The following is a 26,870-nucleotide window of genomic DNA, read 5'->3' as shown; positions in this document are numbered from 1 at the left end:
GGTGCCTCCTATATTTTTCTTTTAAACATTTTGACTTAACTGATCATGTTTACCCCGAAATAAAACGTTTAAATCGGATGATCCTCTTTCTTCATGATATAATTAAAAATAAATGAAGTTTGTGTTATGTTCCGTCATTTTATTTTAGGAGGATTACTGATTTGGAATCAATAAAAAAAATCAATTTCACTAATCCAAAAGTGATTTGGCTTACCGGCCTATCAGGCTCAGGTAAAACTACTCTTGCCACTCACCTGAAGGAAGTATTAATGGAGCACGATTATCCGTGTTATATTCTTGATGGAGATCAGGTACGAAAAGGCCTTAATCAAGATCTTGGTTTTAGCCCGGCAGACCGCAAAGAAAATTTACGCCGCATAGGCGAGGTTTCCAAACTTTTTCTCGACGCAGGTCTTTTCGTAATTGCTGCTTTTATCTCTCCTCATGAAGAAGATCGCCAGATGGTAAAAAAAATGTTTGAACCTGGGCAATTTGTTGAGGTTTATGTAAATTGTTCACTTGAGGAATGTGAAGCAAGAGACCCAAAAGGCCTATACCTCAAGGCAAGAAAAGGAGAAATTCTCCATTTTACAGGTGTCTCGGCACCTTATGAAATACCAAATAAGCCCGATATCATCATTGATACCGAGCTTCTGGATATTAAAAATTCCGTTGCTAAGTTACTGCAAGAATTGGACAAGCTATAAAAACTAAAATTTCAATCTACTAACGAAGGGTGATCGTTTGAATTATAAAGACACCCTCGTCTGGTAGGATAACAACTGTCCGAATACACCTTCCTCATCGCTTGCAAGTCCCTCATACTCTCCTTGCTGCATAACCTTGCCATCCTCAAGAACAATCACTTGATCTGCGTTACGAATGGTCGATAACCGATGAGCGATTACGATAATCGTCATTGATCCTTTCAGTCTGTCCAAAGCCTCCTGAATTTGCAATTCGTTTTGGCTATCCAGGGCGCTTGTAGCCTCATCCAAAACCAGAATAGAAGGATTTCGTAAAATTGCTCTTGCCAGTACAATCCGCTGCCGTTCTCCCCCAGATAAACGTAACCCGCGGTCTCCAATCACTGTATCTAGCCCTTGTGGCAGCTTTTTAACAAACCCAGCAGCTGCAAACTCTAACGATTCCCATAACTCTTCTTCTGTGGCATAAGGCCTAACTAGAAGCAGATTATCACGTATACTCGAATGGAACAAAAAAGGATCTTGTGAAACATAACTGAGAGACTGCCTCCAGTGCCCCCGCTGTTCTTGTTGCAGAGGAAGCTGATCAAGCATAATTCGTCCTGCTGTCGGCTCTATAAGTCCCATTAGAAGATCAATGAACGTACTTTTCCCTGCTCCTGATCGTCCTACCACAGCGGTCATTCCATTAACAGGGATAAAAGCATTAATTCCGTGAAGGGCATCCTTTTTTTGCCCAGGATAACGATAAGAGAGCTGTTCATACCGAATACCTTGATTTAGAAGGATTGGCATTTCATCAGAATGAAGTGGTTGGTTTACTACGTGCAAATCAATGTTTTCTTTCGATTGTTCGCATTCGCTCTGCAGCTGCATCAGGCTTCGAAAGGCAGGAATCATTGATACAATATATTCGATACTTGTTTGTATCATCGAGAATCTCGGCCATAACCTTGAGAAAATGACGATCAATAGCAGCATTGACTCTCCTTGAGACGCGAACAAATGCAAAGAAGAGTATACAAATAAGGCAATAATAACGACCGCACTAATCTGATAGATGAGCTGGGTAGCGGAATTTAGTTTAATGAAATCAACCATGTTTTTTTCCATCCGTAAACACAGTGCCCGAAATCCCTGAATATGCTGTTCTTCAAGGCCATTGCTTTTTATATCTTTCATCCCATTAAAATGTTCTACGATTTCCGTCATATACTGCTGTGACAAATCCGAGGTATGATCTCCAAGTTTTTTTGCCTTATGCACAAAAGGCCGAAGAAGAAAGAATAGCACGGTAGCACTACCAAGCACCATCAACGTTAGCAGTGGAGACAACCAAAATGCAAAAGCGATTTGAATGATAGTAAAAATGGAGGCTGAAGTCAGCCGTAAAAGAAGTGTTGTGCCCTGACTAACACGCGCGAGTTCTGAGGTTAAGATATGACTAAAATCAGATTTACGCTTACTCATAAATAGCTCCCACTTCGAATGAAGAAGAAGCTGATAGGTTTCATAACGAAGCGTATGTACAAAATGCTGTTGAATTTGTGAACTGAGTATCGTCTGGTTTCGTTGTAAAAACGCTTGAAAAGCTACAATGCTGATAAACACAACCAAAACCACTGCAAGCTTAGAGTCTGCGGGTATATGCTGCATTATAGATTGTAACCATTCTAGTGGTAGTGATCCACCGAAACTAGTGTCAACAATACCAATAGCAGCGAGCATCGGGATGAGCATGTAAATACCTGCTCCCTCTAGAATGCTGATTAAGACCATACAGATAACGTTTACAAGCAGTTTACCGCCCGTAATGGCGTAGAGTTTCTTCATGTAGAGCTTTAATTCTTTCATATTCTATCTCCCTGCTTCACGGTTTGGCACGACGCCAGATCCATAAGAACGGGCGTAAAGGTACATATAAAAAATGCAATACACGAGGCAATGGCAACAAAGCCGCGTCCTGAGGACCCGGATACAAACGCCCCAGCAGCATATATAATCGTCGTTTAGGGGATTTAATATGATGTAAATATGATTTTAGCTTTTCTTTATGCGGAATTTTCCCGTCATTGATAAGTTCAAAAGCATAAGCTGCCCATTTAACTGATATTTTCTCTTCTGCCACCAGCTTCATATCACTCCGCAGCGGTGTATTCAGGAGTTCAGAACATAGATAAAAAGTTTGCCCTGCATAATGTTTGGCTTCATGTTCATCCATAAAAAAGGTTAGATCATCATTTAACTGCTGATTACGAATAATACGGTCAATGTCAGTCAGCCAGCGTAGGCGAAACCATCCGTGCCTAGCTCCATGGCTGATTAAATATACAAATAGATCTTCTTGCCCTAGATAAGAAACCTCACGATTGACAATTGTCGTCGTGCGTCTTCTTTCCCATAATTTCGTAAAGGGTACATTCTTCGCTCCCGATGGATTCAGACTCCAATGAATTTCAACTTGTATTTTTAGCGCAGGATGAATCAAAGGAATATGGTGGTCCTTCCATTTCCAGCTTCCAAGGATATGCGGTTGTTCATACTCTTTAATATAACCCAGTCCTTCAAGCAGGGAAAGCGTGGCCTCTACATCATTATAGTTCACAAGCAAGTCCAGATCTTTGGATGTCCGATGAGCCAGATCCCCATATAATTCTTGCGAAAGAATAGGTCCTTTTAAGGTCAAAACCTTGACGCCAGCCCCCTCTAACGAGGAGAGTAAACGCTCTAATTCAGCAGTGAGCTTCATCATAAATAGGGTATTCGTCATGACACCGTGTGCTAATTGCTTCATCACATCAGCAGGAACCTTGCTGCTGATGTGATGTAACTTTGGAAAAATCAGCGGATATACTCGGTGGTGTATGATAAGTTCAATAAACTTTTCCCAATTAACTTGAGTAAAGTGCTCTTCTAATGGATTTGACTCACCGTGATCTTCTCTCTGCAACAACTCACACATGAATTGAAATTCAACGGTGGAAGCTTGTTTTAGCAGACCATTTTGCTCATTCTTCATTTTCTATAAACCACCCTTTTGTTACATGCTAGGATTGTTTGGCAAACTTGTTTACAACGGTGAATTTCTCTATACCTTCCGCACCTGTTACGTATAAAGTCCCACTCCGAAGCCAAGCGTGTGCAATTAACTGCTGATCATCATTCTTTGCAATACCAAAATAAAGTGTGCTTGCAATCCTCCGTCTTTGCAGCATCTTCATTGCCGCAATGCCAATGACCATACATTCGCTTTTCCACGGGGTATGTTTACTAACCTTGTATATCACTTTGGCAATATGAAGCGCCGTTTTTTCTTTTATTGGATGTCTTTCAAAGGTTGTTTCTTGCTGTTCAGCGCCTAAAAATGGAGCAATCCTAACGAATGGTAAATAACTCAGCACTCTCGCATAGGCCAGATATAACCATGCTTCTACGATCATTCGCTTTAAAGCAGGCTCTTGTCTGAGAAAAGACCGAAAAAGAGCAGTTCCCATGATTGATTTCCTAGCTTTCTTGTATTTTGATGAGTCCTTCCTTATATAAATGCTGCATAAACGTTTGGACGTGTTTCTCACATTGATCTGTCGATACCGCGAATTCTGTTGTGAGCGTGTGTACTAGATTTGGAATCGTGTTTCCTTCTGATAAGAGCTCCCAGATTCGTCCACCTGTTTTGCCGAGATTATAGTATTTACCGGACTGAATAGACATCATGACTTTATCCCCATTCATATCACTAACCACATAACCTTCTTCTTGAATGTAAGTCTCAGTTAACAAAACCACATTGTCTGTCATATCGATTGACTCACTCCTTTATTTACCGTTTGTAACACGGTGTCGACTAGATTATGTACTGTTCTTCCATCAATAGGACGTAATATCCGTTTCATCGGAAGTACTCCAGCAAGCTGGGTAACACTTGAAAAATGCCACTGAAGCATACTCATTCTTTTAATCAAAGCTAGCCGGTAGGTGTGCGCTTGGAGCAGATGAATCCCTGACAAGGCATAGATCGGTTCAACGGTAATGTTATTTTCTGGTGTTGGAAGTAGTTCAAACACACCTGCAAGTGGAACATCATCTACATAAAATTGGTCTCTTCTAGGTACGGCGTACTTGAATTCATCCATGATGACTTCGTATCCCGCTGACTCCATTTGTAACATATCCATGCTGTATGCGTTTAGTTTTTGCTGTGGATATGCTGGAGAAACAATAGGCTCAGCAGATCCTTTCGTATAATGCACGGCAACTACATCATCACTAAGCAAGGGATATCCCTGATTTGCTAGCGCTGCTGAGAGTGTTGATTTCCCTGCTCCTGAATCTCCTAAAAATGCATAAGCAGATTGGCCGATCATAACCGCACTCCCATGAAGCGGCAGTGTCCTGCGCTGCATAAGAATGGCTCCCATACAAGTTCCAAGCAGATATAACCTTATCCGCGCCATGTTTACTCCGTATTTAGGTGAAATAGTAATTTGTCTCCCATAAGACACTTCAAAAAGAGCAAGATCAGGGATCTCAAATAGTAATGCTTCATCCCGATATTGAAAATTATGTCCAGCAATGTTCCATTCCTCTGCAATATGCTCTAATTTGGCAAATTCAATATAAACATCAACTTCGCCTATAGAAGTGATCTTCACTTCTGTTAATTCAGGCAGAGGAATCTCGCTCCAGATCTTAAGACCAAATGCTTGATAAAGATATTTCTTATTTCCACTATCCACCACACCAACCTCCTTACTCCTAACGTGACCACTCTTCGCTTCGGGTAAAGCCTCTTCTCTCGCTTTTATATTGTCTAAGCTGATAAACCCCAAGTTAATTATCAGTAGAGAAATCGTAGATTCATTCCTCTACTGATAACACCGACGCTATTTACTTATAAGTACGATAGCTTTACGCCCACTCAGCTAGGTTTAACTGGATCATACTGATCGGCATCATGCTCAGTTACCCAATCAATTTGTCTATATCCTTTTCCTGCTTTTGTGCTGCTTACATCCAGCACTTCCAAACTAGGAACCTGCCATTCTTTTTTCTCTGTCAACATACATTCACCTCCCTTCCTAGCAGGAGGAACAACCTGCCGCGCTTATTAGTAACTAGTAATCTAGAACTGATTTAAGAATCGGTATACGATCAGGCTGTGCATTAATAATCGAACCTCGGGATCCCAAGCCATTTCCGGCCGGGGTTCCTTGATTTTTGCTAGTCCTTTCTCAATTTGAGGAATGTTCAAATAGCTTGATACACTGCTATCCTTGCTTATTTTTACAAGTTCAGATCTAAACTCATCCCACTGTGGGCGAATACGATGAATCCAATCGGCTGGTTGAACACCGCGTACGCTCTGGTTTAACCTTACATTATCAGGCAGACGTGTATTCATAGCTCTGCGTAATAATGCTCGATCTCTACCTTTTTTGACATACTGCTCAAGGGGAACCGACAAACAAAAACGAACCACTCTTGGATCACTTGTAGGGTCCCTCTCAAGCAGGCCGTAACGAAGAGAAAGTTTCGTTGAGGTGGCCCCATTTTTATTCGCTATCGATAAATTACTGAATTTTTCTTTTCTTGTTTGAACTGCATCAATCATGTTTGTATTTGAACTTGTTATGTACTGCTGACTGCCGCGGTATATCCCCATTTTTTCAGCAAAATCCGGATGGATCAGCTCAGGTACCGCGTCTCTTTCTTTCTTTTTATGAAAAAAATTATGAATTGAGGGAAATGCTTTACTTCCAATCATAGGAAGTAATCTTGATCTCGGAACTTTGGCTTGGCGGCTGTATAATTGCAATTCTCTTGCCAAGTGAAATAGTCTTCCTTTACGTAGAAGCTGAGTGTAATACTCTAGAGCCGGCCCCCAGGAGATCGTAAAATTGCCTCTTCCGCCTGTAAGCAGAACACCTACATTCTCCTTTTGAGCTTGTTCATAAAACCCACGTATCCAAAAAGAATTATCAAAAAATTTATAGGGCATCTCCATAAGACCGAGCCACTCATTCACTTCAGACAGCGGATTTCTATCAGAAAAATCCATATAATGTTCTTGGATATTCCCGATATGCTCCACCGCAGATCGTATAAAAGGAGTTTCATCTGCAATGAGTCTGCTTGATGTCCAGTCTACAAAATCTGAAATCGGAATATAGCTGTACGCTTGAAGTGTTTTCCCCTGTCTCTCCAGTAAAGGAGAAGCAAAACTTGCTATTGTTCCGGAATCAAGTCCTCCGCTTAGTGCAGCTCCTACCTGTTTGAATGTTCGGAGACGACTGGACACTGCTTCCTCTACTACCTCACGAAAAGCTTCTTCGTATTCCCCATCCGATTTTAGATATAATGTCTCCACTTGATCGATTTGCTCATATCTGTGGAGACTCACCATTCCGCCAGAATGAACAGTAATACTATGTGCTGGAGGAATCTGTTTTATATTTTGATAGGCGGTAGCATGAATGTCATACGATTCATACATCCCGTTAATCGCTAAAAATTCAGCCATCCAATGTTCGTTCAGCTGTTTACGGAAAAAAGGCAGCTTAAAAAGTGGAGTAATCCGGCTGCAAAAAGCAAATCGCTCCGAATCTGAAGTATAATAGAAGGTTCGATGACCTGATACATCCCTTGCTCCAAAGAGCTGTCTCTTTTTTTCATCCCAGATCATGAAGACGAAATCTCCAATAAGCTGTTTAGGGGTGAGCTTCCCCCATTTCTTATAAGCTATAAGTATCAATTGACTGTCCGTTACTATTTTTCTTGCTTCGCGGGGAACTCCCAGCCTTTCAAACAACTCTGATCTATTATCCAAAATCGCATCTGCTGTAATAGCCAGTCCTGTTTCTTCCTCATAATAGGGAAGCTGCTCATGAATCGACTCAGGCGTAACCCACTGTGCATGACAACTCATAAAAATATGTCCATCACACCAGGAATCAATACGATCCCATGGATAGGAATCAAATGAACGCATGACAGGTTCCATCTCATCCAGCAGAATACTCTGGCTATGGTATCTACATCCTGTTATTGCACTCATGATTTCTCTCTCCTTCCGCCTAGGTATCCCTGTACGAGTGACGCTACCTTGTTCCCAAACGGGAGTAAAGATTTCAGCTGATTTATTTTCTTTCTGATCTCCTGCAACTGGTATTCCAACCGTTGTTTATCCCTGTAAGCCTTAGTGAGTCGATTCTCCAGAAGTCTGACTCTTGTTTCCAACTGAGAGATTTGGGTGAGAGCAATCTCGTAATCTTCATTTTCTATCTTGATACCTGACCCGTAATCTATAGAAGGAGGTGTAGGGCTAACAGCTAACGGCTTGTTGTATAACATTTCATACTCAGGCTGCCAGCGATATCCGCTTATTTTTGCAAAATGGTTTTCTATCTGCTGAAGAAGAGTAACATCAGGCTCTACCGAGTATTTTTCACCTGTGATGCGTTCAGCTTCGGCAAGTTCTTCTTCGTAACCTAATGCTGTGAAAATCCCCGATCCAAGCACCCTGCAGTAGGCATCAATCTCTTCACTTGTGAGCTGTTCTTTCCAAATATCAATCGAGTCTGCATGTGCTTCCTTATGTTGCAGTAAAAAAGGATCGCCTACCCCCATGCTGTAGAACAAATTGGCTTTCGCCTCACTTACTGGGGAACCATATTTCTCCATACCGTCTTGATAAGGAATTCCCGTAAACTGACATATTTTACGTAATTCATCGGCTGGATTCCTTGCCATATCTTCATATTTTAAAATATAAGTATTAACGTTTTTTGACTTGAAATAATGGTAATAACGGAAAAGGCCAACAGTAAGATCAACGATCTTCATACTGGGCTCTGACTTATTTAAATCATGAACTAACGAGAAATGTTCACCCGTATGCTGGTTTACTTTTTTGTAGGAAGCCGCGACTGCAAGAGGATTACGAAATAAACCTATGCGTTTTGATCCGGGGAAAAGCACATCCAGAAATTCAAGGCATATATAATATCTCGGGGATTTATCGATAAGATAGTGTGCTCTATTTTGTTCTAGAAGGCTACCATAGACTTCCGTTGCAAATGCTCTGGCTGCTTTATTATAAACACCTGTCGGTAAAATTCCATGAACGAATTGTCTGACAATGGCGCTACCGCCATAGGGTCGAGATGGAACAATGTTCAGATCAGCTAGACTGAGTAAATACCACATTTCTTGAGCAGCATATACTTCGGGATGATTCTGGATCATAGCTGTGGCTAAAGAACTACCGCTTCTTGGGGTACATAACAGAAATATAAGCTGATCGTCCTTGAAGTCTTTCAAAAAAGTGCATCTCCTTTCTGACAGAAGACTTACAAAAATCCTGAAGATGCGAACAGAGTTAAAAACATTGTCGATACATTATGTATGTTTAACAATACTTTAAGATACAATTTGTATCATGTCAATGACTGTTTTCATTCTCTTTCATAAAATAACGGAGCTGGATTTTCCAAATTTCCTTTAGCAAATGATAAAGATAGTCTATTCTTCACTCGAAAGAAACAGTACCCTAAATAAAAACACAAAAAACCCTCTAAGATGTAGACCAGCTCTTCATCCTAGACGGTTTTTTGTATTAAATTTCGCTTTTATTTCACTTGGAGACGATGGTAAAAAGGAAGGAGTTCCGCGACCACTTGATCCATCGTTCCTTCTACCTCCGTTTTACGAACAGGCATATCATACAGTGCTGAGATTTGCGGCGGGAATTCCTGCTTAATCTCACAAAGTTCAATAGATTCATTGAATTTTGCAGGATGCGCTGTAGCTAATGAAACAACAACTTCACCTGCAGGAAGCGTACGTTCTGCTGCGGCAACTCCGCAGGCGGAATGAGGATCGAGCAGATATGCTTTTTCATCGTTATATTTTTGAATCGTTGCGAGGCACTCTGCACCAATCACACCGTAAGCTGCAAATTCGGATTGGACTTTGCTTAACAGCTCTTGTGGAATTCGAATTTCACCGCTCTCCTGAAAACTCTTCATATAGCTTTCGGTTTGCTCTGCATTCTCATCCAAAACGTAATAAAGATATCGCTCAAAGTTGCTGGCAACCTGAATATCCATAGAAGGGCTGTACGTCGTATGGAATCCATCAGGTTTATAGACCCCTTCTTTCACAAAACGCTCTAATATATTATTCTCGTTCGTTGCAAGTACCAGCTTACCAACAGGTAAACCCATACGAGAAGCCAGATATCCTGCAAAAATATCTCCGAAATTACCTGTAGGCACGCTGAAATGCAGCGGTAATCCTGTTAGTTCAGGGCGCTGATCTGTGACCCGGAAATAGGCGTAGAAATAATAAACCGTTTGAGCAAGGATGCGAACAATATTAATCGAATTAATTGCGCACAGATGATGCTCATTTTTGAAATTCACATCCGCAAAAAGTTCCTTAATCATCCGCTGACAGTCATCAAAATTGCCTTCCACTGATAAATTCAGCACGTTCTCATCTTGTACTGTAGTCATCTGAAGTTCTTGCACTTTACTTACTTTTCCGTTTGGATGCAAGATACAGATATTAATTCCTTCTTTACCTCGAACACCTTGAATAGCAGATGCCCCTGTATCGCCAGAAGTAGCACCCAAAATATTAATCGGGCGTTTATACTGTTTAGCTACATAACTATACAATTGCCCCATGAGCTGAAGCGCAATATCCTTGAAAGCAAATGTTGGACCATGGAACAATTCAAGTAAATATATATCATCCGTAAGTTGATGAACGGGAGTAACGTCTTCATGCCGGAAGGTACTGTAACTGGCATAGACCATCTCCTTCAGCTCATCACTCGGAATTTCTTCATTCAAGTAATAAGAAAAAATTTCAAGCATTAAATCCTGAAAGGAAAGAGTTCTCCACTCTTCCAACTTGTCGCTAGATATAACAGGAATGGTACTTGGTACGAGCAAACCTCCATCTGTAGCTAGCCCCATCAGAAATGCATCAATAAATCCTACTTCACTAACCTGTCCTCGAGTACTTTGATATTGCATGCGCTATATTCCCTCCTGCACTTTTGACCATGCACGAAAACGATGGTCCTATCTTCTTCTCTTTTAAACCATCATACACTGAACCGCAGCAAAAGCGAATCATTTTCTGTAAGTTAACGACAATAATAGGAAGATAAATGTTCCACTTCTCTATTTTATATCGATGTCATCACATATCATCCCTGCCCGTGAATATACTTAATTTACAGCAGGTCAAACTGTGCCGCACAATTTACAGGGGAGGTGCCTAAAATGCCGGATTCTCGCCAGCCTTACTCATTTGTCGTTTCGAAAGAAGATTGGTCTCTTCACCGTAAAGGTTACCAAGATCAGCAGCGCCATCAGCAGAAGGTGAAGGAAATCATTAAGCAGAACCTGCCCGACCTTATTACAGAAGAAAATATCATTATGTCCGATGGTAAACAGATCATTAAAGTTCCGATTCGGAGCCTGGATGAATATCGATTTGTCTATAATTATCAAAAACAAAAGCATGTCGGCCAAGGAGATGGAGATAGTCAGGTCGGCGATGTCATTGGACGTGATCCTGCGAGTCAAAAACCAGGTAAAGGCGAAAAAGCAGGCGATCAGCCAGGTCAAGACGTTGTAGAGGCAGAGATCAACATGGAAGACCTTGAAAATATGCTGTTTTCCGAACTTTCCTTACCTCACCTCAAACAAAAAGACAAAGAAGAAATTGAGACACAGAGTATTAAATTTAACGATATCCGTAAAAAAGGGATGCAATCCAACATCGACAAGAAGCGGACCATCTTAGAAAATTTACGCCGGAATGCAACTACCGGGAACCCAGGAATCCATCATATCAGCCCTGATGACCTCCGCTACAAAACATGGGACGATACCGTCATCCCTCACTCCAATGCCGTCATTATTGCCATGATGGATACATCCGGGTCCATGGGCTCTTTTGAAAAATATTGCGCAAGAAGCTTCTTTTTCTGGATGACCCGGTTCTTACGTAAACAATACGAAAAAGTAGAGATTGTCTTCCTCGCCCATCATACGGAAGCAAAAGAAGTGAGCGAAGAAGAATTTTTCACTCGTGGTGAAAGCGGCGGTACGATCTGTTCATCAGCCTATATTAAAGCGCTTGAGATTATAGATCAGCGTTATCCACCTTCAAGTTACAATATCTACCCTTTTCACTTCTCTGACGGCGATAACCTAACCAGTGATAATGAACGCTGTGTTAAATTAATCGGCGAACTGCTGAAGCGAAGCAATATGTTCGGTTATGGTGAAGTCAATCAGTATAATCGAAGCAGTACGCTGATGTCTGCCTACCGAAATATCAAGATGGATCAATTCATGTACTACGTCATCAAAGAAAAGGGCGAAGTATACAAGGCCCTGCGCACCTTTTTTCATAACAAAGAAGGAGGCAGCGTTTCATGAGCAGTTCAAGTGAATTAAAGGACCTGGAATATGCTATTGACGAGATTATGGAGATCGCAAATGGCTTCGGACTCGATTATTATCCAATGCGATATGAAATCTGTCCTTCTGATATAATTTACACTTTTGGTGCGTATGGCATGCCGACTAGATTCAGTCACTGGAGCTTTGGGAAGACCTTTCAGAAAATGAAGATGCAATATGATTTCGGACTCAGCAAAATTTACGAATTGGTTATTAACTCTGATCCATGTTATGCCTTCTTGCTGGACGGCAACTCTCTTATTCAAAATAAGCTGATTGTAGCCCATGTCCTTGCTCACTGTGATTTCTTTAAAAATAACGCCCGCTTCTCGAAGTCTAACCGAAATATGGTCGAAAGTATGGCAGCAACGGCAGACCGGATTAAGCAGTATGAACTGGAGTACGGCACAGAAGCCGTCGAATCTTTCATTGATGCTGTCCTCGCCATTCAGGAGCATGTCGATCCGCAGCTTATTAAACCGCAGCATCTCGATAAACAGCGCTATATGGAGCTGAAAATAAAAGAACAAAAAAATCCAGACCCCGCTGTTCGTCCTCCTGGGCGATATGACGACCTATGGGATATCGGAGTTAAAGCTCCTGAGGGTCCTGATCCAAATACACACCAAGTCTTTCGCTTCCCTCCTGAACCGGAAAAAGACATCATGTGGTTCGTTCAGGAGTTCTCAGAAGTTCTGACTGACTGGCAAAGAGACATTATGAGCATGCTCCGTGAAGAAATGCTTTACTTCTGGCCGCAAATGGAGACCAAGATTATGAACGAAGGCTGGGCTTCGTATCGCCAAGGTGCTTAAAATTCATACAGCAAAAAACCGATTCCTAATCGAATCGGTTTCATTTATCTAATACAGTTTACGCTTCATCGCACCGTGTTTGAATGAAGTAATCACATATCGTTCACCATTCTCCATTACTTTGTAAGATACGATATAACGATCAACGATACAGTAATACGTGTTAGGATACTCACGAGATGGCATCGCTGTACCCATATGGACCACCTTAGCTTCAATACGCCGAATAAGATCAATCTTATACTCCATTGTTTCCTGCTCTGTATAATGCTCGCTCTTGATCTGGTGAAGCCGCCTTACAGCTGTGTTGGTCCATTCGACAATCAATTACCAGTCACCACGCTTTATCGCTTCAACCAGATCATCTGTGGAGTATACTTTCCCTTGCTGAATATCTTGTTCCGAAGCTTCTATCATCTCTTTAATCTCGGGATCTGCATCCAATGCTTCAACAGGATTATAGATCTCATATTCAAGCCCTGCTATTCGAATATACTCCCTGTGATCTTTATGATACGACTCAATTACCGTTCCATCGGGAGCTTTGAGACTAAAATTCATATCCTCACCCTCCTTTGTTCGAGTATATCATACCGTATATTGCTTCACATCAGCTAAAATATTTCATGTCGCAGGTACAATTTTGAATTCGGATACACTCTCACGTTTCGAATCCAAATGCTCAAGCCATAACTCAACAAGCTGATTCCCATCGATCAAATCAATATTAAGCCCATTTGCATAGTTATACGCATTTGCAGTAAATTTACCCGTCGTTATTACGTATCCTCCAACGGCTCCTTGTTTCACCATTTGTGAGTGAATGATGGCAATAGGATCAAAACTAACAGGATTATAATCGTTGTAACACTTAACTTGTCCAAGGTATAAACCTGCATCTGTCTCTTCTTCTATATCAACGCCGTAATCACCAGAACCTTTCGTTACATAAGTGCTTCCTCCCCGGACAGAAGTCATAATCTCAGCAACAAAATGTTCAAATAAAAACGGGTTTTCAGCTTTGTCTTCTTCAAGATCTCTTTTAAACCGATGGTAAAGACCAATACGCAATGTTTCCTTCATATCTTCATGTGTAGTTATAGCTTCAAGTGCATTGTCACGGTAATTTTCAATGGTCTTTTTTTGACTGGTATACATGTGAAAGAAAATAAAATTCAGCACCAATAACAGGCTGACAATCAGTATCATATGAACACTCCTTTTGACTTCATCCTGTCCAGTTCAGAACAAATTTAAAACTCAAGAGCAGTTCAATCGTTTAGAGAAAATATGAGTTGGAGGGCTTCAATATGATGTCTCAAGAAGATATAAAAGATCTTGAATACACCATTGATGAAATTACTGAAATCGCTACGGGATTCGGACTCGACTTTTATTCGATGCGCTATGAAATATGCCCTTCCGATATTATCTATACTTTCGGAGCATACGGTATGCCTACACGTTTTAGCCACTGGAGCTTCGGTAAGACGTTTAACAAAATGAAAATGCAATATGATATGGGACTAAGCAAGATCTATGAACTGGTCATCAATTCAGACCCTTGTTATGCATTCCTTCTAGATAGCAATTCTCCCGTACAAAATAAACTGATCGTCGCGCATGTCCTAGCCCACTGTGATTTTTTTAAAAATAACGCCTATTTCTCCAAGACCAATCGTCAAATGGTCGAAAGCATGACCGCTACGGCAGAAAGAATACGAGAATATGAAATCATTCATGGTGCTCTTCAAGTGGAGAAGTTTATTGATGCGGTACTCTCCATACAAGAACATATTGATCCTCATAAAGTGAAACCATATCAAATGGGGAAAGATTCTTACGTCAATTCTCTAGCTAATAAACAGCCTGTAATTGATCCTGTAACTCAAAAAACACCATACGATGATATTTGGTCACTTGAGCCCTCAGAAGCTCCAGAAACAGCTCCTGAGGATCCTGTTTGCTTTCCTCCGCAGCCTGAGAAAGACATCTTATGGTTTATCGAGGAATACTCTCCTGTTTTGCAGCCATGGCAGCGAGACATTCTAACTATGCTACGAGATGAGATGCTCTACTTTTGGGCACAAATGGAGACAAAAATAATGAATGAAGGCTGGGCAACCTTTTTCCATCAACGGATCATGAGAGAACTCGATCTGACAGAAGAAGAAACAATTGAGTATGCCAAGTTAAATTCTTCTGTCGTACAGCCTTCAACGAAATCACTAAATCCGTATTATCTAGGACTTAAGATGTTTGAGCACATCGAGAAGCGCTGGGATAATCCTACACCTGAAGAAAGAGAACGTTTCGGGAGAGTGCCTGGGCGTGGCAGAGAAAAGATTTTTGAAGTTCGCGAAGCTGATCATGATATTTCCTTTATTCGCAACTACCTTACAAAGGATTTGGTCAATGAACTCGATTTATATGTATTTGAAAAGAAAGGTCCTGACTGGAAGATTACAGATAAGTCATGGGAGAATATACGGGATCAGCTAGCCTACTCTAGGGTAAATGGCGGATTTCCTTATCTGGTCGTTAAAGATGGAGACTATATGCACAGAGGGGAGCTTTACTTACTGCATCAATTTGAGGGTGTCGAGCTGGATGTAAAGTATGTGGAACGAACACTCCCTTATGTTTATCAACTATGGGGGAAACCAGTTTATATTGAGACAGTTGTCGATGATAAAAAAATACAGTTTACCTATGATGGGAATAAGGTGATTAGGAAGAGTATATAAAGATAAATGTAGATAGAAAAAGGAGAGCGGATCAGCTCTCCTTTAAACTTTATTTAGTCTTAAACTATCAGGTCTGTTTATACTAAGAGGAGGTTGTAAAAGATAATAAAACGTTATTTTGTTGTTTATGTATGGTGAAAAGAAGATTAGTCGGAGTTTTCTACAGATCGAAGCCCGCAACTATTGCAGGCTTCGTCATATAAATCATTTATCAAAACTATTCATTAAATTTTGAAATGCACTCTCATCTTCAGTGTTATTAGTGCCTAATTCACCTTTAAACGCTCTAGATAGTATCGAGGCTTCAAGAATCTCAAAATTTTTATTAAGTGAAACATCAATTAATTGTTTGGCTTGATTGATTTTGTCCAAGAGTCTTTCGACTTTGTCAGCAATTCGTTTTTGTTCGGTTAGAGGAGGGAGTGGTAAAGCAAGACCTCCTAATATTTGAGCATTGGCTCCTGGTTGTGCACTTCCTTTCTTTACTACGGTTATTTGATTCCAATACATTGGACTCTTCATAAAACTCCATAAATATTCTGGCATTATAACAGAGTTTGTCCTCAAACGAATCAAATACGATGCAAATACAGAATGCGGTGGTTCCTTTATCAAAAAACTCTTTCCAGTAGTAGCTCCAGTTCTAGCTACAACGATATCATGAGTTTTAAGTTGATATTTCAGATTATCTTTTTCCGATATCTCACAATAAGGTACAGTATTCCAGTCAACATCATTATCCTGAATGTCAGTAATTCTAAGGAAATGTGGTCCTACCTTATCTGTTGTTGAAGACGCTGTATACCCATATTCCACTTTTTCAAGGCATGAAGCAAGCTTTATCCAAACCCAATTTTCTGGCAACTTATAAGGCTGCTCTTCAACTTGTATCAACGCTTTCTCCAACAATTCTTCCTGCGATTTTACATTTTTTCCGCTCATTACCATACGTGATTCTGCTACCAATGACAAATTAGGTTTGTTTTCCTCATAGCTATTCCGATTCCTTTCAACTGCCCGTAGTTCAGCAACGACTTCACCAAGCAGAACCAATGCCTTCTCCAGCTTCGCCATCGCTTCTTCTGCCGAGTCGATTGGGTCAGGAAGGTTGTTATAATCAGACAACGACTCATCAGCAATCAAGCCGATATCCAAGCTATCGCCCTTCTTCAGAATTTCCTCACGCGTGAACACATTCCAGCGCTCATCTTCCACTTTCGTGCGATCCTCAGCTTTATAAGCCTTCTCAAACCCGTCAAAATGAGCCTTAGTCAGCGGAGTACGTTTACCGAAGCTTGGCATGTTGGTACGCAGATCGTATACCCACACTTCCTTCGTACTGTCCTTATCTGTCTTCTCGCGTGTGAAGAACAATACGTTCGTCTTAACACCTTGGGCATAGAAAATTCCAGTCGGCAAACGCAGGATTGTATGCAGGTTGCACTTGTCCATCAAATCAGCACGTATCTTCGCTCCTACACCGCTCTCGAACAGCACGTTATCCGGCAAAACAACCGCCGCACGTGCTTTGCCGTTAGCTCTTAATGCACGATAAATATGTTGAAGGAAGTTCAGCTGTTTATTTGTTGTCATGAATGTTAAATCATCACGTGTCGGGCGTTCGCCACCTTGCTTTGTTCCGAAAGGTGGATTCGTCATGATGACGTCAAAGTTACTGAGATTCTGCCCATCACTAGTGAGAGTATCCCCATGCAGGATTTCGCCATGAATATCGTGCAGCATCGCATTCATCATCGCAAGTCGATGTGTATCCTTAACGAGCTCCACACCAGAGAATGCTTGGTACTTCTGAAACTCAGCTTCTTTCTGTCCCAAATCGAAATAATCATCCGTCTTGCTACGCACATGACGATCTGCCGCAATCATAAAACCGAAAGTACCAGCCGCTGGGTCATTACAACGTTCGCCTGGCTGTGGGTCCACAAGCTTCACGATGACATCAATCAACGGACGAGGTGTAAAATACTGCCCTGCTCCCGATTTCGTCTCGCTCGCATTTTTCTCTAGTAATCCCTCGTACAAGTCACCAAGTCCTTCTTTATCGACAGTATACCAGTTGAGTTGATCGATTGACGTAACGATCTTCTCTAAATTCTTCGGCTCTTTAATGTTCGAAGTTGCGTTTATGTAAATTTGCTTAATAATCTCGTTTCCTTGATCTCCAAGATCAAGGAGCAACTGACGGTAATGCTGTTGCAAGGTCAAACCATGCTTCTCCGTCAATGTGTCCCAGCGAAACTCCTCCGGCAATATAGCTTCATTGTTGGTTTCCTTCATCATTTTTAAGAAGAGCAAATACGTTAATTCCGTTACATACTGATGATACGTGATGCCGTCATCACGCAGTACATTACACAAATTCCACAACTTCTGTACAATATCCTTATTAACCATTTATGCAAAATCCCTCTTTCTTGGTGTGTATAGCGCAGTATTAATTGTCGTTACAATGGTATCAATCTCACCGTTAAAAATCTTATTCAACTGCTTATAGCCGCCTTTACTCTTAAAAGGCTCGACATCGAATGCCTGCTCTGGGTTCGGGTCTAGTACCGATTCCTGTAGCAGTTGCTTCTCGATCCGCTTTAGCCAGTCCTTCTGAACCTTTGTCCAAACCTTACTATCATATATCTTTTTCATCGCGCCTACAATGCGCTCTTCATGACTAATTAATGGATCTCCCAACGTTTGCTGGCGGATGAAGCTAATAATATCAGCTGCGATATCTTCATTTTTCGCATCTCTCCAAGCCGCTTGCAGCATTTTTTCAGAATATCCTTTCTGATCTAATGCTACTCGCAGCTTACGAAGTTCGTCACGAGTCAAGTCGTTTGGACGCGTACAAATAATAGTAAGGGCTGGAATGAGGTTCAGATTCTCTGTTATGAATGAATGGAACCCTTCCAAATAATCTTCCGGCTTCTCCGCATTGCCATAACCTCTTGTGGTTGAGAGCAATTTATCTTCATGCTCAGATATATAGATCCGATGCGCTCTGCCACGATTCTCATCTATGAAAGCAACAAGCGATTTCTTCATCTTCAGGTCAGCACCTGCTTGTAGTGCACTCATGTTCTTTAGATCGGTGATAAATTCCTCAATTTTCTTGCCGCCGGATAACGCCTCGAAATCCTCGTGATCTTTTGACGTCCAAGTGCGCTTCTTCCGTTGCATCTTCGCCACGATCTCATCCTTATGTTGTTTCCCCTTCTCTTCGCTCTCGATCTGAGCAAGCTCCTCGGTCAGTACGTCCAGTGTTACTGTAGGTTTAGTCACAACCGGTTTCATATCCGTGTACGGTTTCAATGTTTCGTAGATCCCTACAGCGTCATAGATCATAAAATGGTCCTTGCCAATCTCATCGCAGCGTCTAGTCGCTCTTCCCAGCATCTGCTCGTACAAGATACGCGAACGAACGCGTCGCAGAAATACAAGGTTTGTAATGCTTGGAATATCCACACCAGTTGTCAGTAAGTCGACAGTTACTACTATGCTCGGAAGACGCTCATTTCTGAACAACTTGATAGCATGTAATGGGTCTTTTATCGAACCTGTTATCTTAAGCACCGCGTTGTCGTCTACTGCACCGTACGCTTTCTCAAGCTCTTCCTTGAAGATCCGTACAACCATATCTGCATGATCATCTGTCGCAGCGAAGATGAGTGTCTTCCCTTCTGATTCAGGATCGATATACTTCGTCAGCTCTTCCAAAATGACGCGATTGAAATTTTCTGTAATGACGGTTTTGTTGAACTGAGTGACTTCTAGATTTATTTCGTCCTGAAGGAGCTCCTTGTCCACATTGCCAGAAGAGACATCGTAGACAGCAACTTCTTCGCCAATCTGCCATTTAATCCCGTGTTTTTTAAGTTGAGTCTCAAATTGCATTGGCGGTTCATGATCGATCAGATAGCCGTCAATTACCGCTTCTCTATAAGAATAATTGAATACAGGACGTCCGAATATTTCAACCGTATGTAAAGCTGGTGTAGCCGTTAATCCAATACGTACTGCATCAAAATAGTCCAGCACCTTGCGATACTTACTTACGTAATCCTCGTGATCACGGAACTCAAGCTCCAGCGCCGACATTTCTTTGTCCAGTGTATAACCACGGTGTGCTTCATCGACAATAATACAATCATACTGGTCGACTGAAGGAATGTCCCCATCCTCTGACTCATTGTAAAATAACCTTTTGACCATACCCTGTACGGTAGCGATCTGGACTTTAGTTTCTTGGTTTGGCTTCTTGTCGTCTAGTGTCTGAAGTTCAAAAATTTCTGTAAATGAATGATAGCTTTCTAGCTTAGAATCTTTAAATGCTGCCTCCGCTTGACGACCAAGCGCCGAACGGTCAACAAGGAACAAAATACGTTTGAATCGATTATGCTTAATCAGACGATAGATGAGCCCGATCGCCATTCTAGTTTTCCCTGTACCTGTAGCCATAGCGAGCAGCATATTGCGTTCACCAGCTTCAATCGCACGTTCAACAGACAAGATCGCATCCTCTTGGTACGGACGAAGTTTTAGGTATTCGAGCGTTTCGTCATGCAAATCTTTAGAGGCTTGATCAACATCCTGCTGCAGCAGAGCCTTGAGCCCCTGCGGCGAATACCAAGCTTGCAGAGGACGTGGATGATTGCTCGGCTTGCGAGCATCAAGGAACCAGATACCAGACATATGTTTAAGTTGTTCTAGGTAGGGACGACCATTCGTAGAGAACAGGAATGGTACTTGATAATTGCCCCAAGGTCCGTGAATAATCTCATCACCGTGACGGACGACCTGCATTGCGTATTTTTTTGCTTGCGCAATATCCGCCTCTACGTTTCTGCTAATCCTTTTGGCTTCCACAATACCGACTAGCTCTAAACCACAAAATAAAGCATAATCCGCAAATCCAGTTTTAAGTGCCCATTCCGCAATCGCGAGATTTCTCCCTTTCTCTGGTCGAACACCAAGTCCGAAACGAAGGGTCTGCGAATCTACTTCCCAACCTGCTTGGCGCAGCTTTTCATCGATAATGAGTCTCGTCTCTGCTTCCGTTAAGGCGAAGGCGCTACCTGCTTGTTTAGACTTCATACGACGTTTCTTCTTGTCCTCATTCGTAATGATCGACTGCTGTTGTCTAAGCGCAGCAAGTTCTAACTGAAGGCGCTCCATCTTCGCTTCATAAGATTCTGCTAATTGAGCCAATTGCTCGTCATTACTTACAGTTTCCTCCTGTACCGGTTCTATATACTCAGGCGCTTGGAAGTCCCAATCACCGTACACTTGCATAAACCATACGCTGAGCCGAAACGCCAGATGCGATAATGCCTGCGCCTCTCTCGTAGAGCCGTATCCCGATTCATGAACAGCTTTGTTGCCGATTTTGCGAAGGGTATGTAGATAATCTTCAATCTCATCCGTTATAAGATCATCCCGTTTGAGTTGTGAAAGCCGCTCAACCTGCGTTAGTTCTTTCGTCTCGTCTATTTCTTCTAAGGCACAAATAAACTTAGTCATCGTTTCGCCAAACATTCGGAGCTTGATTATTGATGTATTTGGATCGATAAAGAGATTTCGTTCAGCCATCTCACCAAGGTTTGATAAAATATCCCATCGATTATGTAAAAAACCAAAATTTCCAGACATCTATTGTTGACCTCCTGTAACAATCAGTTAGTTCAATAGTAACAGTTTATTAGAGTTTAATCGACATTGATAGACATAAAACCTGCATAGTTGTAATTTTCAGTGACATCTTGGTTAACAAATCAACCTTTCAGAGATAAAAAAGATAGACTGCTTATCAGAGTCTATCCCTCTATTTCCACCGAATTTACTGTTCATTCATCGTCTTGCTGCTTCGAAAAAGCTTGTTTGATCAAGCTCATAATATATTCGAGATCATCATAAGAAGATAATCCAACTTCTACATCGCCATTACCCCATCTACCAACATTAGTTACGTCTTTACAAATCCCCTTAGGATCTATAATTTCATTAAATGACATATTCAGACTTAAACGGAGTCGGCTTCTTTGCGGTACTACGTCTACAAAGTTTGTTACTGCCTTATATGCTATATAAAGCTTCTTGAACTCCTCCCTTACTGAGCTATCTAGGTTGCATATCCTCCTTCTTAGTTCTTCGAACAAGAATAGCATCTCTCCTTGAAGATAATCAGCATGATCCTCAATGCTATACGTACGATCCTGAGTGACTGCTGAAGTATTGTATTTAGACAACACATCATCTGTCAGTCTAGGAAACTCCCAAATAGAAATGGCTAGATCTGCAAGTGTTTTTGCTCGAATTTTAATTTTTTCCTCATCCCATGTATCTAATTTTGCTATTGCTCGGTTTAGGCGAATTGGGCTATCCGCAAACCCACCTTCTAAATCACGTTTAATTTTAAATGGCTTATCACTCAACTCCGAATTGTAACGAGTTAACGTCAAATTACCTAAAGTGTGTAGATATGTCTTTTGCACTTCTTCCCAATTCGGACCCAAGTCTTGTCTCCACTCAATCGATAGATTCTTGTTTTGTGGCATGATATGTTCTATCGTGTAACTTTCAATATTTACAACCTCTTTGCGATTATTATTTTCAAGTTTTCTAAGCAAATAATTTCGATTTCTAAAGTTGTAAATGTCCTTAACCATAATTTCACGGGTGAACTCTTCATCATTCGGAAATCGTTTATAAGATTCTTTATTAATAAATGCTACTTGAGCACTTTCCAAATAATTTGTTTTATCAATTTCCTTTGATAGATTGGAGAAAGTTTTATTCAATGAGTTTGTTGGAACCCCACAAATCGCTCGTCTGAAAACATAAGATTCAACTAACTTTAATATTGAAATAAAATCTTCTTTCGTTAATTTTCCATTCTCAAAATCATCATAAACCTCTAACAAAAATGGGTAGGATACGTCTACTTTTAAAGTGTTGATGTCAGATAATACTTGATTAATCTCTAAATCAACTTCCTTTTGAAAAGCCAGTTTAACATAATACTTTGAGTAGCAATATATATCCTCAACAACTTGTTCGATAGATACTTCCTTCAAAGCAAAAATGTAGCTTTTAAAGCTGGAATAAACATTATTGATGTTAGGTATCCGACCTGTTTTTACTGTCAAGTAATCACGCATGAAACGGTCAAATACATTAGAATCGTTAAAATTACTAAAACTTCTCTCCATTGGATACCAGTATGACCGATACACATGTTCCTGCTCTTTCGGCTCTAACCCCATTAATACATAGTTTCGAATCAAGTCCGCTTGTGACAAATCAAGACCCGTCGAGTTCAAACTTTCAAAAATCAGTTGAGGATTGTCATGATCTCGATCTAAAGAAATATCTACGACAATTAACTTGGATAAACCTCTATATATTCCATTCAGATCAGTATCTGATTTTCTCAGATTTTCAAGAAAGTAGTTATAATTTTCAACCAAGCGTTGTGAATACTCTTCGGGTAATTCCTTATCTAAAACCAGTCGAATTAACGTTTCATTATCACTTTGTGTTAACAGCAGCTTATGGTAGTCGTCCCCTTCTTCTTCGCTGTTAACCAGATAGTAATTCATTATTTTCTTTCTGGTTACCTCATAACGTTCCTCCCGCTCCTCAATTGCTTTTCCGAGCGCCAAGAGCAACAAATTCAAGGTTGTCATCCTCTGCTGACCATCAATCACGAGCAATTGCGGAACTGATGAAATTTGATATAATCCCTTTTCAATATACACAATTGATCCCACAAAGTGCCCCTTTATTTGTTCATCAGAAGATGCACGAACAATGTCATTCCATAATTGTTTACACTGATGAATAGTCCAACTATATTTCCGTTGGTAAATAGGAATAATGAATTGTTTCGTACCTTGTAGAAATTTTAGGAAATTTGTCTCTGATGCTTTCAATGGTCTCCCCCATAATCCATTATTTTCACAAGCATCTGTTCAAACGTTCTGTTATATCAACTCGTTAAAGTTATACAATATTTAAATTATCTAATACTCTATTTATATTCTTTAAATCTAGTTCAATAGTAACAGATTTGTAGATTCAATTCGATATCTTGTACTTAATAACCTTCATATTATGAGAATTCCATGCATATACATATGACGAGAAAATTGACTTCACAGTTAACTTCAAAAACCGGTTAACCTCAGTATATTCATGGGTTATCCAGTTAACCAATCCAAGGAGATGTGAACGTTATATGTCAGATGTAACCTTCGGAGTAAAAGTCACACCTGAACTGAAAGGGAAAATCGAACAACTCATCAAGGATTCAGACTTTGATACGAACAAGGAATGGTTCCAGCATCTGCTCTCGATCTATGACTTATACCATCTAAAACATGAGGACGGGACGAAACGCTATGCCAGCGATCTGGAGTATATCGAGCAGAACCTGACACGCATCCAAGAAACAATCGTTCAGATGATGAAGAAAATGGCGGATGAAGCAACACATCAAGAAACCGAATGGACGAAAACATCAGACGAGATACAGCAGCAACTCCAGCAAAGCGAGCAACTCCGTAAGGAGCTAGAAACCGAACTCAATGAAACTAAAGAGCAGACAAATCAGTATAAAATCAATCTTACGGAGTTACAGAAACAAAGCACCGTTCTAGAAGATCTATGTACTACGCTAAAAAAATCAATGCAAGAAAAAGAAGCAGAGATCGAGAAGTTGAACCAAGAACGCTTAAAGTGGCAATCTTCAGATTATCCCGCTATAATCCAGCGATTAACTGAAGATAATCAAGCCCTTAAGCAACAAAGCCAGATGCAACAGCATCAGATCGATCTATTGCGAATGGAATATGAAAAGAAATTAGAAGTTGAACAATTGAAAACGGATTTTGCTAGAAAAGAAGCCGAGTTACTTCTAATAGCACAACGCAAACCAAGTAAAGAAGACCCTGATGCACCACCTCGTAAAAGAGGACGCCCTAGAAAAGATGAAGCCGCACTGTCTGTCAGTGGACAACAACAATTATTCACTGATGTTTATGATGACGCAGAAGACGAGCAGGAACAGGATAATGACCTACCTGAAGATCCCGATGATTTGCATGAAATGCTAGGCGATGAACCTTCTCAGAACCAAAAGGAATAAGCATAACCCCCGACCATTCGGCGGGGGCATTCTTCATGATGTTGTATAGATTCACAGAGGTTGTAATTTTATTTCGATATCCTCGTCTCCGTGAACGACTACATATTTTATCAATGTTTGAATAATTCCTTTTGCTTGCTCGACGGGAAGCAACTCAATTGCACTAATTATATTATTTACTTTTTTGTTTAACTCTGTCTGAATCTGCTCAATATCCATATCTATCGCTTCGAATTCCTCATGATCCATCTTCTCAAGCCCAGCTAGTATCTGATCTAGCCTTTCCTTCTCTTCATTTAAGTCACTCAGTTCAATTAAGCCCGAGGTATAGGCTTCAATTTTTCGCTTATATCTGGCTTTAGCAGTGTTTGCCTTTTGCTCAAGCTGATCCTTCTGCGACTTTACAACCGCTTCCTTCGCCATAATTAATAGCATACCTGGAGTATTTCCAACCATCTGCTGCAACCCATCTTTAAACCATTTTTCTACCAGATCGGCACGATATTGCTTACTTGTACAAGTTCCTTTATTCTTATTCGCTGAACAACGATATACACGATAGCGTTTATTAGGAGAACCTGAGAAACCTATACTCATGCCCGACCCGCAATTTCCGCACCTTAGCATACCACCCAACAGGTGAGGACTTGTCTGGGCTCTTGGAGCCATAGTTGTCTGTCCCATTCGCCTTTGCACACTTTCCCATATGGGCTTCTCAATAATAACTGGCAGACAGTCTTCCACTTTCACCCACTCCGATTCATCTTTATCTTTACGCTTCGATTTGCTCGAATCTTTCCGATTCCAGACCAATGTACCTTTATAAACGGGATTCGTTAACATCAACTTAATTGCCCGAATGGACCACTCTTTCCGCTGCCTGGATGGGATACCCTCCTCATTTAATCTTTTCGCAATGGAATAAAAACCGAGCCCTCCATTCAGATACAAATCGTATACCCGCTTTACTATATCTGCTTCCTTATCATTAATAACCAAGGACTTGTCCAATAGGTCATACCCATACGGACTTTGCGTTAGCCATTTTCCATTAGTAGCGGCGTGAAGCATATTTTCAAACACACGTTCACGAATACGTTCTCGCTCAAACTCAGCAACTGCTCCCAGAACCTGCAAAGTAAGTCGACCTGAGGGTGTGTTGGTATCAAAAGATTCACTAATGGATACAAAAGAAACCTCATAGTTTTGAAACATGTCAATTAGATTCAGTAAATCTAGCAGTCGTCTGCTCATTCGATCGAGCTTGGTAACCATGATACGAGATACGTTTCCGTTCTTTACTGCCTGCAACAGCCGCTTTAACTCCGGTCGATCCAAATTTTTAGCTGAATAACCATCATCGATAAACAGCTGAACCTGATCTGTCCAACCCATTGCCCGGCAATACGCTTTTAACCGTTCCTGCTGTTCATCCAGAGAGACACCATCTCTTGCCTGCTCATCGGTAGAAACTCGGCAGTACAGAGCCACAGAACGGATATTGTAAGTTTCATTTTTCCTTTGTTTCCCGCTCATGACTTCCCCCCTTGTCCATACCTATGCCTGTCCTCTTATATATATGATAATTCACAGGGTTGTCCCTTCGACCTTGCTGCATAGATTAGATCGAGGTGATGTTATGGGACAACTCAAAGTACGTTTTACAATGGAACATCAAGATGAACAGAGCAGTTTCACGTCATTATCTAGCTTGCAACAGCACTCATTCTCAGAGCTTCTAGTGAATCGCCTAAATGATTTTGAAATTCGTCTAAAACGTGCAGCAGCAGAGTTATGGCTCCAGCAGAGACTCGGTAGAGATAATTATTCAAACTATCAAATAATGGTGGCGCAGAATCATACAACCTCAGACATAACCGACGAAACGCCAAAAGCCTAACTCCATCTGCAGGAGTTAGGCTTTCCTTATCGTCATCTGGTTATTCATTATAATA

The 26,870-nt window shown here is 41.0% G+C and carries 20 protein-coding genes and 3 pseudogenes; 6 read left to right on the top strand and 17 right to left on the bottom strand.

Annotated elements, in window-relative coordinates; genetic code table 11:
- The first annotated feature begins 161 nt into the window (after positions 1-161).
- Complete coding sequence (gene cysC / locus KJS58_RS08355; RefSeq protein ID WP_249717031.1) at positions 162-707, top strand: adenylyl-sulfate kinase; 546 nt, start codon at positions 162-164, stop codon at positions 705-707.
- A 42-nt stretch (positions 708-749) separates the two neighbouring features.
- On the opposite strand, the gene KJS58_RS08350 is transcribed toward cysC, so the two are convergent.
- From KJS58_RS08350 to thrC, 9 genes are all read right to left on the bottom strand, one after another.
- The gene (locus tag KJS58_RS08350) at positions 750-2,540 is read right to left on the bottom strand and encodes an ABC transporter ATP-binding protein (RefSeq protein WP_306433065.1); all 1,791 of its coding nucleotides are present in this window, start codon (positions 2,538-2,540) and stop codon (positions 750-752) included.
- Between the two features lie 37 nt (positions 2,541-2,577).
- A complete protein-coding gene (locus KJS58_RS08345; RefSeq protein ID WP_213532080.1) occupies positions 2,578-3,726 on the bottom strand; it encodes a nucleotidyltransferase domain-containing protein in 1,149 nt (382 codons plus the stop codon).
- A gap of 28 nt (positions 3,727-3,754) precedes the next feature.
- Positions 3,755-4,201, bottom strand: coding sequence for a lasso peptide biosynthesis B2 protein (locus KJS58_RS08340; protein ID WP_213532079.1), 447 nt, complete (start codon positions 4,199-4,201; stop codon positions 3,755-3,757).
- Between the two features lie 10 nt (positions 4,202-4,211).
- The gene (locus KJS58_RS08335) at positions 4,212-4,505 is read right to left on the bottom strand and encodes a lasso peptide biosynthesis PqqD family chaperone (RefSeq protein ID WP_213532078.1); all 294 of its coding nucleotides are present in this window, start codon (positions 4,503-4,505) and stop codon (positions 4,212-4,214) included.
- Complete coding sequence (locus tag KJS58_RS08330) at positions 4,502-5,443, bottom strand: phosphoenolpyruvate carboxykinase (ATP) (RefSeq protein WP_213532077.1); 942 nt, start codon at positions 5,441-5,443, stop codon at positions 4,502-4,504. Before KJS58_RS08330 ends, KJS58_RS08335 begins: the two co-directional genes overlap by 4 nt.
- A 182-nt stretch (positions 5,444-5,625) precedes the next feature.
- Positions 5,626-5,769, bottom strand: a complete 144-nt coding sequence (locus KJS58_RS08325; RefSeq protein WP_160032898.1) for a paeninodin family lasso peptide — start codon at positions 5,767-5,769, stop codon at positions 5,626-5,628.
- 60 nt (positions 5,770-5,829) lie between these two features.
- Positions 5,830-7,761 (bottom strand): asparagine synthase-related protein, encoded by a 1,932-nt coding sequence (locus tag KJS58_RS08320; protein WP_213532076.1) that lies wholly within the window; start codon positions 7,759-7,761, stop codon positions 5,830-5,832.
- On the bottom strand, positions 7,758-9,026 hold the full coding sequence (locus KJS58_RS08315) for a sulfotransferase family protein (RefSeq protein ID WP_213532075.1): 1,269 nt from the start codon (positions 9,024-9,026) through the stop codon (positions 7,758-7,760). The genes KJS58_RS08320 and KJS58_RS08315 overlap by 4 nt, the downstream gene beginning before the upstream one ends.
- Before the next feature lie 308 nt (positions 9,027-9,334).
- Positions 9,335-10,750: a threonine synthase gene (gene thrC, locus KJS58_RS08310; protein ID WP_213532074.1), complete on the bottom strand. Its 1,416-nt coding sequence runs from the start codon at positions 10,748-10,750 to the stop codon at positions 9,335-9,337.
- A 252-nt stretch (positions 10,751-11,002) separates the two neighbouring features.
- Here thrC and yhbH point away from each other — a divergent pair, with 252 nt between their 5' ends.
- On the top strand, positions 11,003-12,169 hold the full coding sequence (gene yhbH / locus KJS58_RS08305; protein ID WP_213532073.1) for a sporulation protein YhbH: 1,167 nt from the start codon (positions 11,003-11,005) through the stop codon (positions 12,167-12,169).
- Positions 12,166-12,993, top strand: a pseudogene (locus KJS58_RS08300) (SpoVR family protein); the annotation flags it as partial. The gene yhbH and the pseudogene KJS58_RS08300, both read left to right, overlap by 4 nt.
- A gap of 63 nt (positions 12,994-13,056) precedes the next feature.
- Here the strand turns inward: KJS58_RS08300 and KJS58_RS08295 are convergent.
- From KJS58_RS08295 to KJS58_RS08285, 3 genes are all read right to left on the bottom strand, one after another.
- Positions 13,057-13,335 carry a type II toxin-antitoxin system RelE/ParE family toxin gene (locus tag KJS58_RS08295; protein WP_213532072.1) on the bottom strand — a complete coding sequence of 93 codons (279 nt, stop codon included), beginning with the start codon at positions 13,333-13,335 and terminating at the stop codon, positions 13,057-13,059.
- On the bottom strand, positions 13,336-13,569 hold the full coding sequence (locus KJS58_RS08290; RefSeq protein WP_213532071.1) for a hypothetical protein: 234 nt from the start codon (positions 13,567-13,569) through the stop codon (positions 13,336-13,338). It lies immediately after the preceding gene.
- Between the two features lie 63 nt (positions 13,570-13,632).
- Positions 13,633-14,217, bottom strand: a complete 585-nt coding sequence (locus KJS58_RS08285) for a restriction endonuclease (protein ID WP_213532070.1) — start codon at positions 14,215-14,217, stop codon at positions 13,633-13,635.
- Between the two features lie 104 nt (positions 14,218-14,321).
- Here KJS58_RS08285 and KJS58_RS08280 point away from each other — a divergent pair, with 104 nt between their 5' ends.
- Entirely contained in the window at positions 14,322-15,755 is a 1,434-nt protein-coding gene (locus KJS58_RS08280) for a SpoVR family protein (protein ID WP_213532243.1), read from the top strand.
- 204 nt (positions 15,756-15,959) lie between these two features.
- Here KJS58_RS08280 and KJS58_RS25425 read toward each other — a convergent pair.
- From KJS58_RS25425 to KJS58_RS08265, 4 genes and pseudogenes are all read right to left on the bottom strand, one after another.
- Positions 15,960-16,481 (bottom strand): annotated as a pseudogene (locus KJS58_RS25425) (restriction endonuclease subunit S); the annotation flags it as partial.
- A gap of 228 nt (positions 16,482-16,709) precedes the next feature.
- Positions 16,710-18,170: pseudogene (locus KJS58_RS25420) on the bottom strand (class I SAM-dependent DNA methyltransferase); the annotation flags it as partial.
- Positions 18,171-21,419: a type I restriction-modification system endonuclease gene (gene hsdR, locus KJS58_RS08270; RefSeq protein WP_213532068.1), complete on the bottom strand. Its 3,249-nt coding sequence runs from the start codon at positions 21,417-21,419 to the stop codon at positions 18,171-18,173.
- Between the two features lie 194 nt (positions 21,420-21,613).
- Positions 21,614-23,701, bottom strand: a complete 2,088-nt coding sequence (locus tag KJS58_RS08265) for a DUF262 and DUF1524 domain-containing protein (protein ID WP_213532067.1) — start codon at positions 23,699-23,701, stop codon at positions 21,614-21,616.
- Between the two features lie 305 nt (positions 23,702-24,006).
- On the opposite strand from KJS58_RS08265, the gene KJS58_RS08260 reads away from it, so the two are divergent.
- The gene (locus KJS58_RS08260) at positions 24,007-24,915 is read left to right on the top strand and encodes a hypothetical protein (RefSeq protein WP_213532066.1); all 909 of its coding nucleotides are present in this window, start codon (positions 24,007-24,009) and stop codon (positions 24,913-24,915) included.
- A 51-nt stretch (positions 24,916-24,966) separates the two neighbouring features.
- On the opposite strand, the gene KJS58_RS08255 is transcribed toward KJS58_RS08260, so the two are convergent.
- A complete protein-coding gene (locus tag KJS58_RS08255; RefSeq protein ID WP_213532065.1) occupies positions 24,967-26,451 on the bottom strand; it encodes a recombinase family protein in 1,485 nt (494 codons plus the stop codon).
- A gap of 103 nt (positions 26,452-26,554) precedes the next feature.
- On the opposite strand from KJS58_RS08255, the gene KJS58_RS08250 reads away from it, so the two are divergent.
- Positions 26,555-26,815: a hypothetical protein gene (locus KJS58_RS08250; protein WP_213532064.1), complete on the top strand. Its 261-nt coding sequence runs from the start codon at positions 26,555-26,557 to the stop codon at positions 26,813-26,815.
- Positions 26,816-26,870: the final 55 nt, after the last annotated feature.

This window comes from Paenibacillus sp. J45TS6 (assembly GCF_018403285.1).
Lineage (GTDB): Bacteria > Bacillota > Bacilli > Paenibacillales > Paenibacillaceae > Paenibacillus.
The sequence above is the reverse complement of the archived record's forward strand: the minus strand, read 5'-3'. Positions and strand labels throughout refer to the sequence as shown.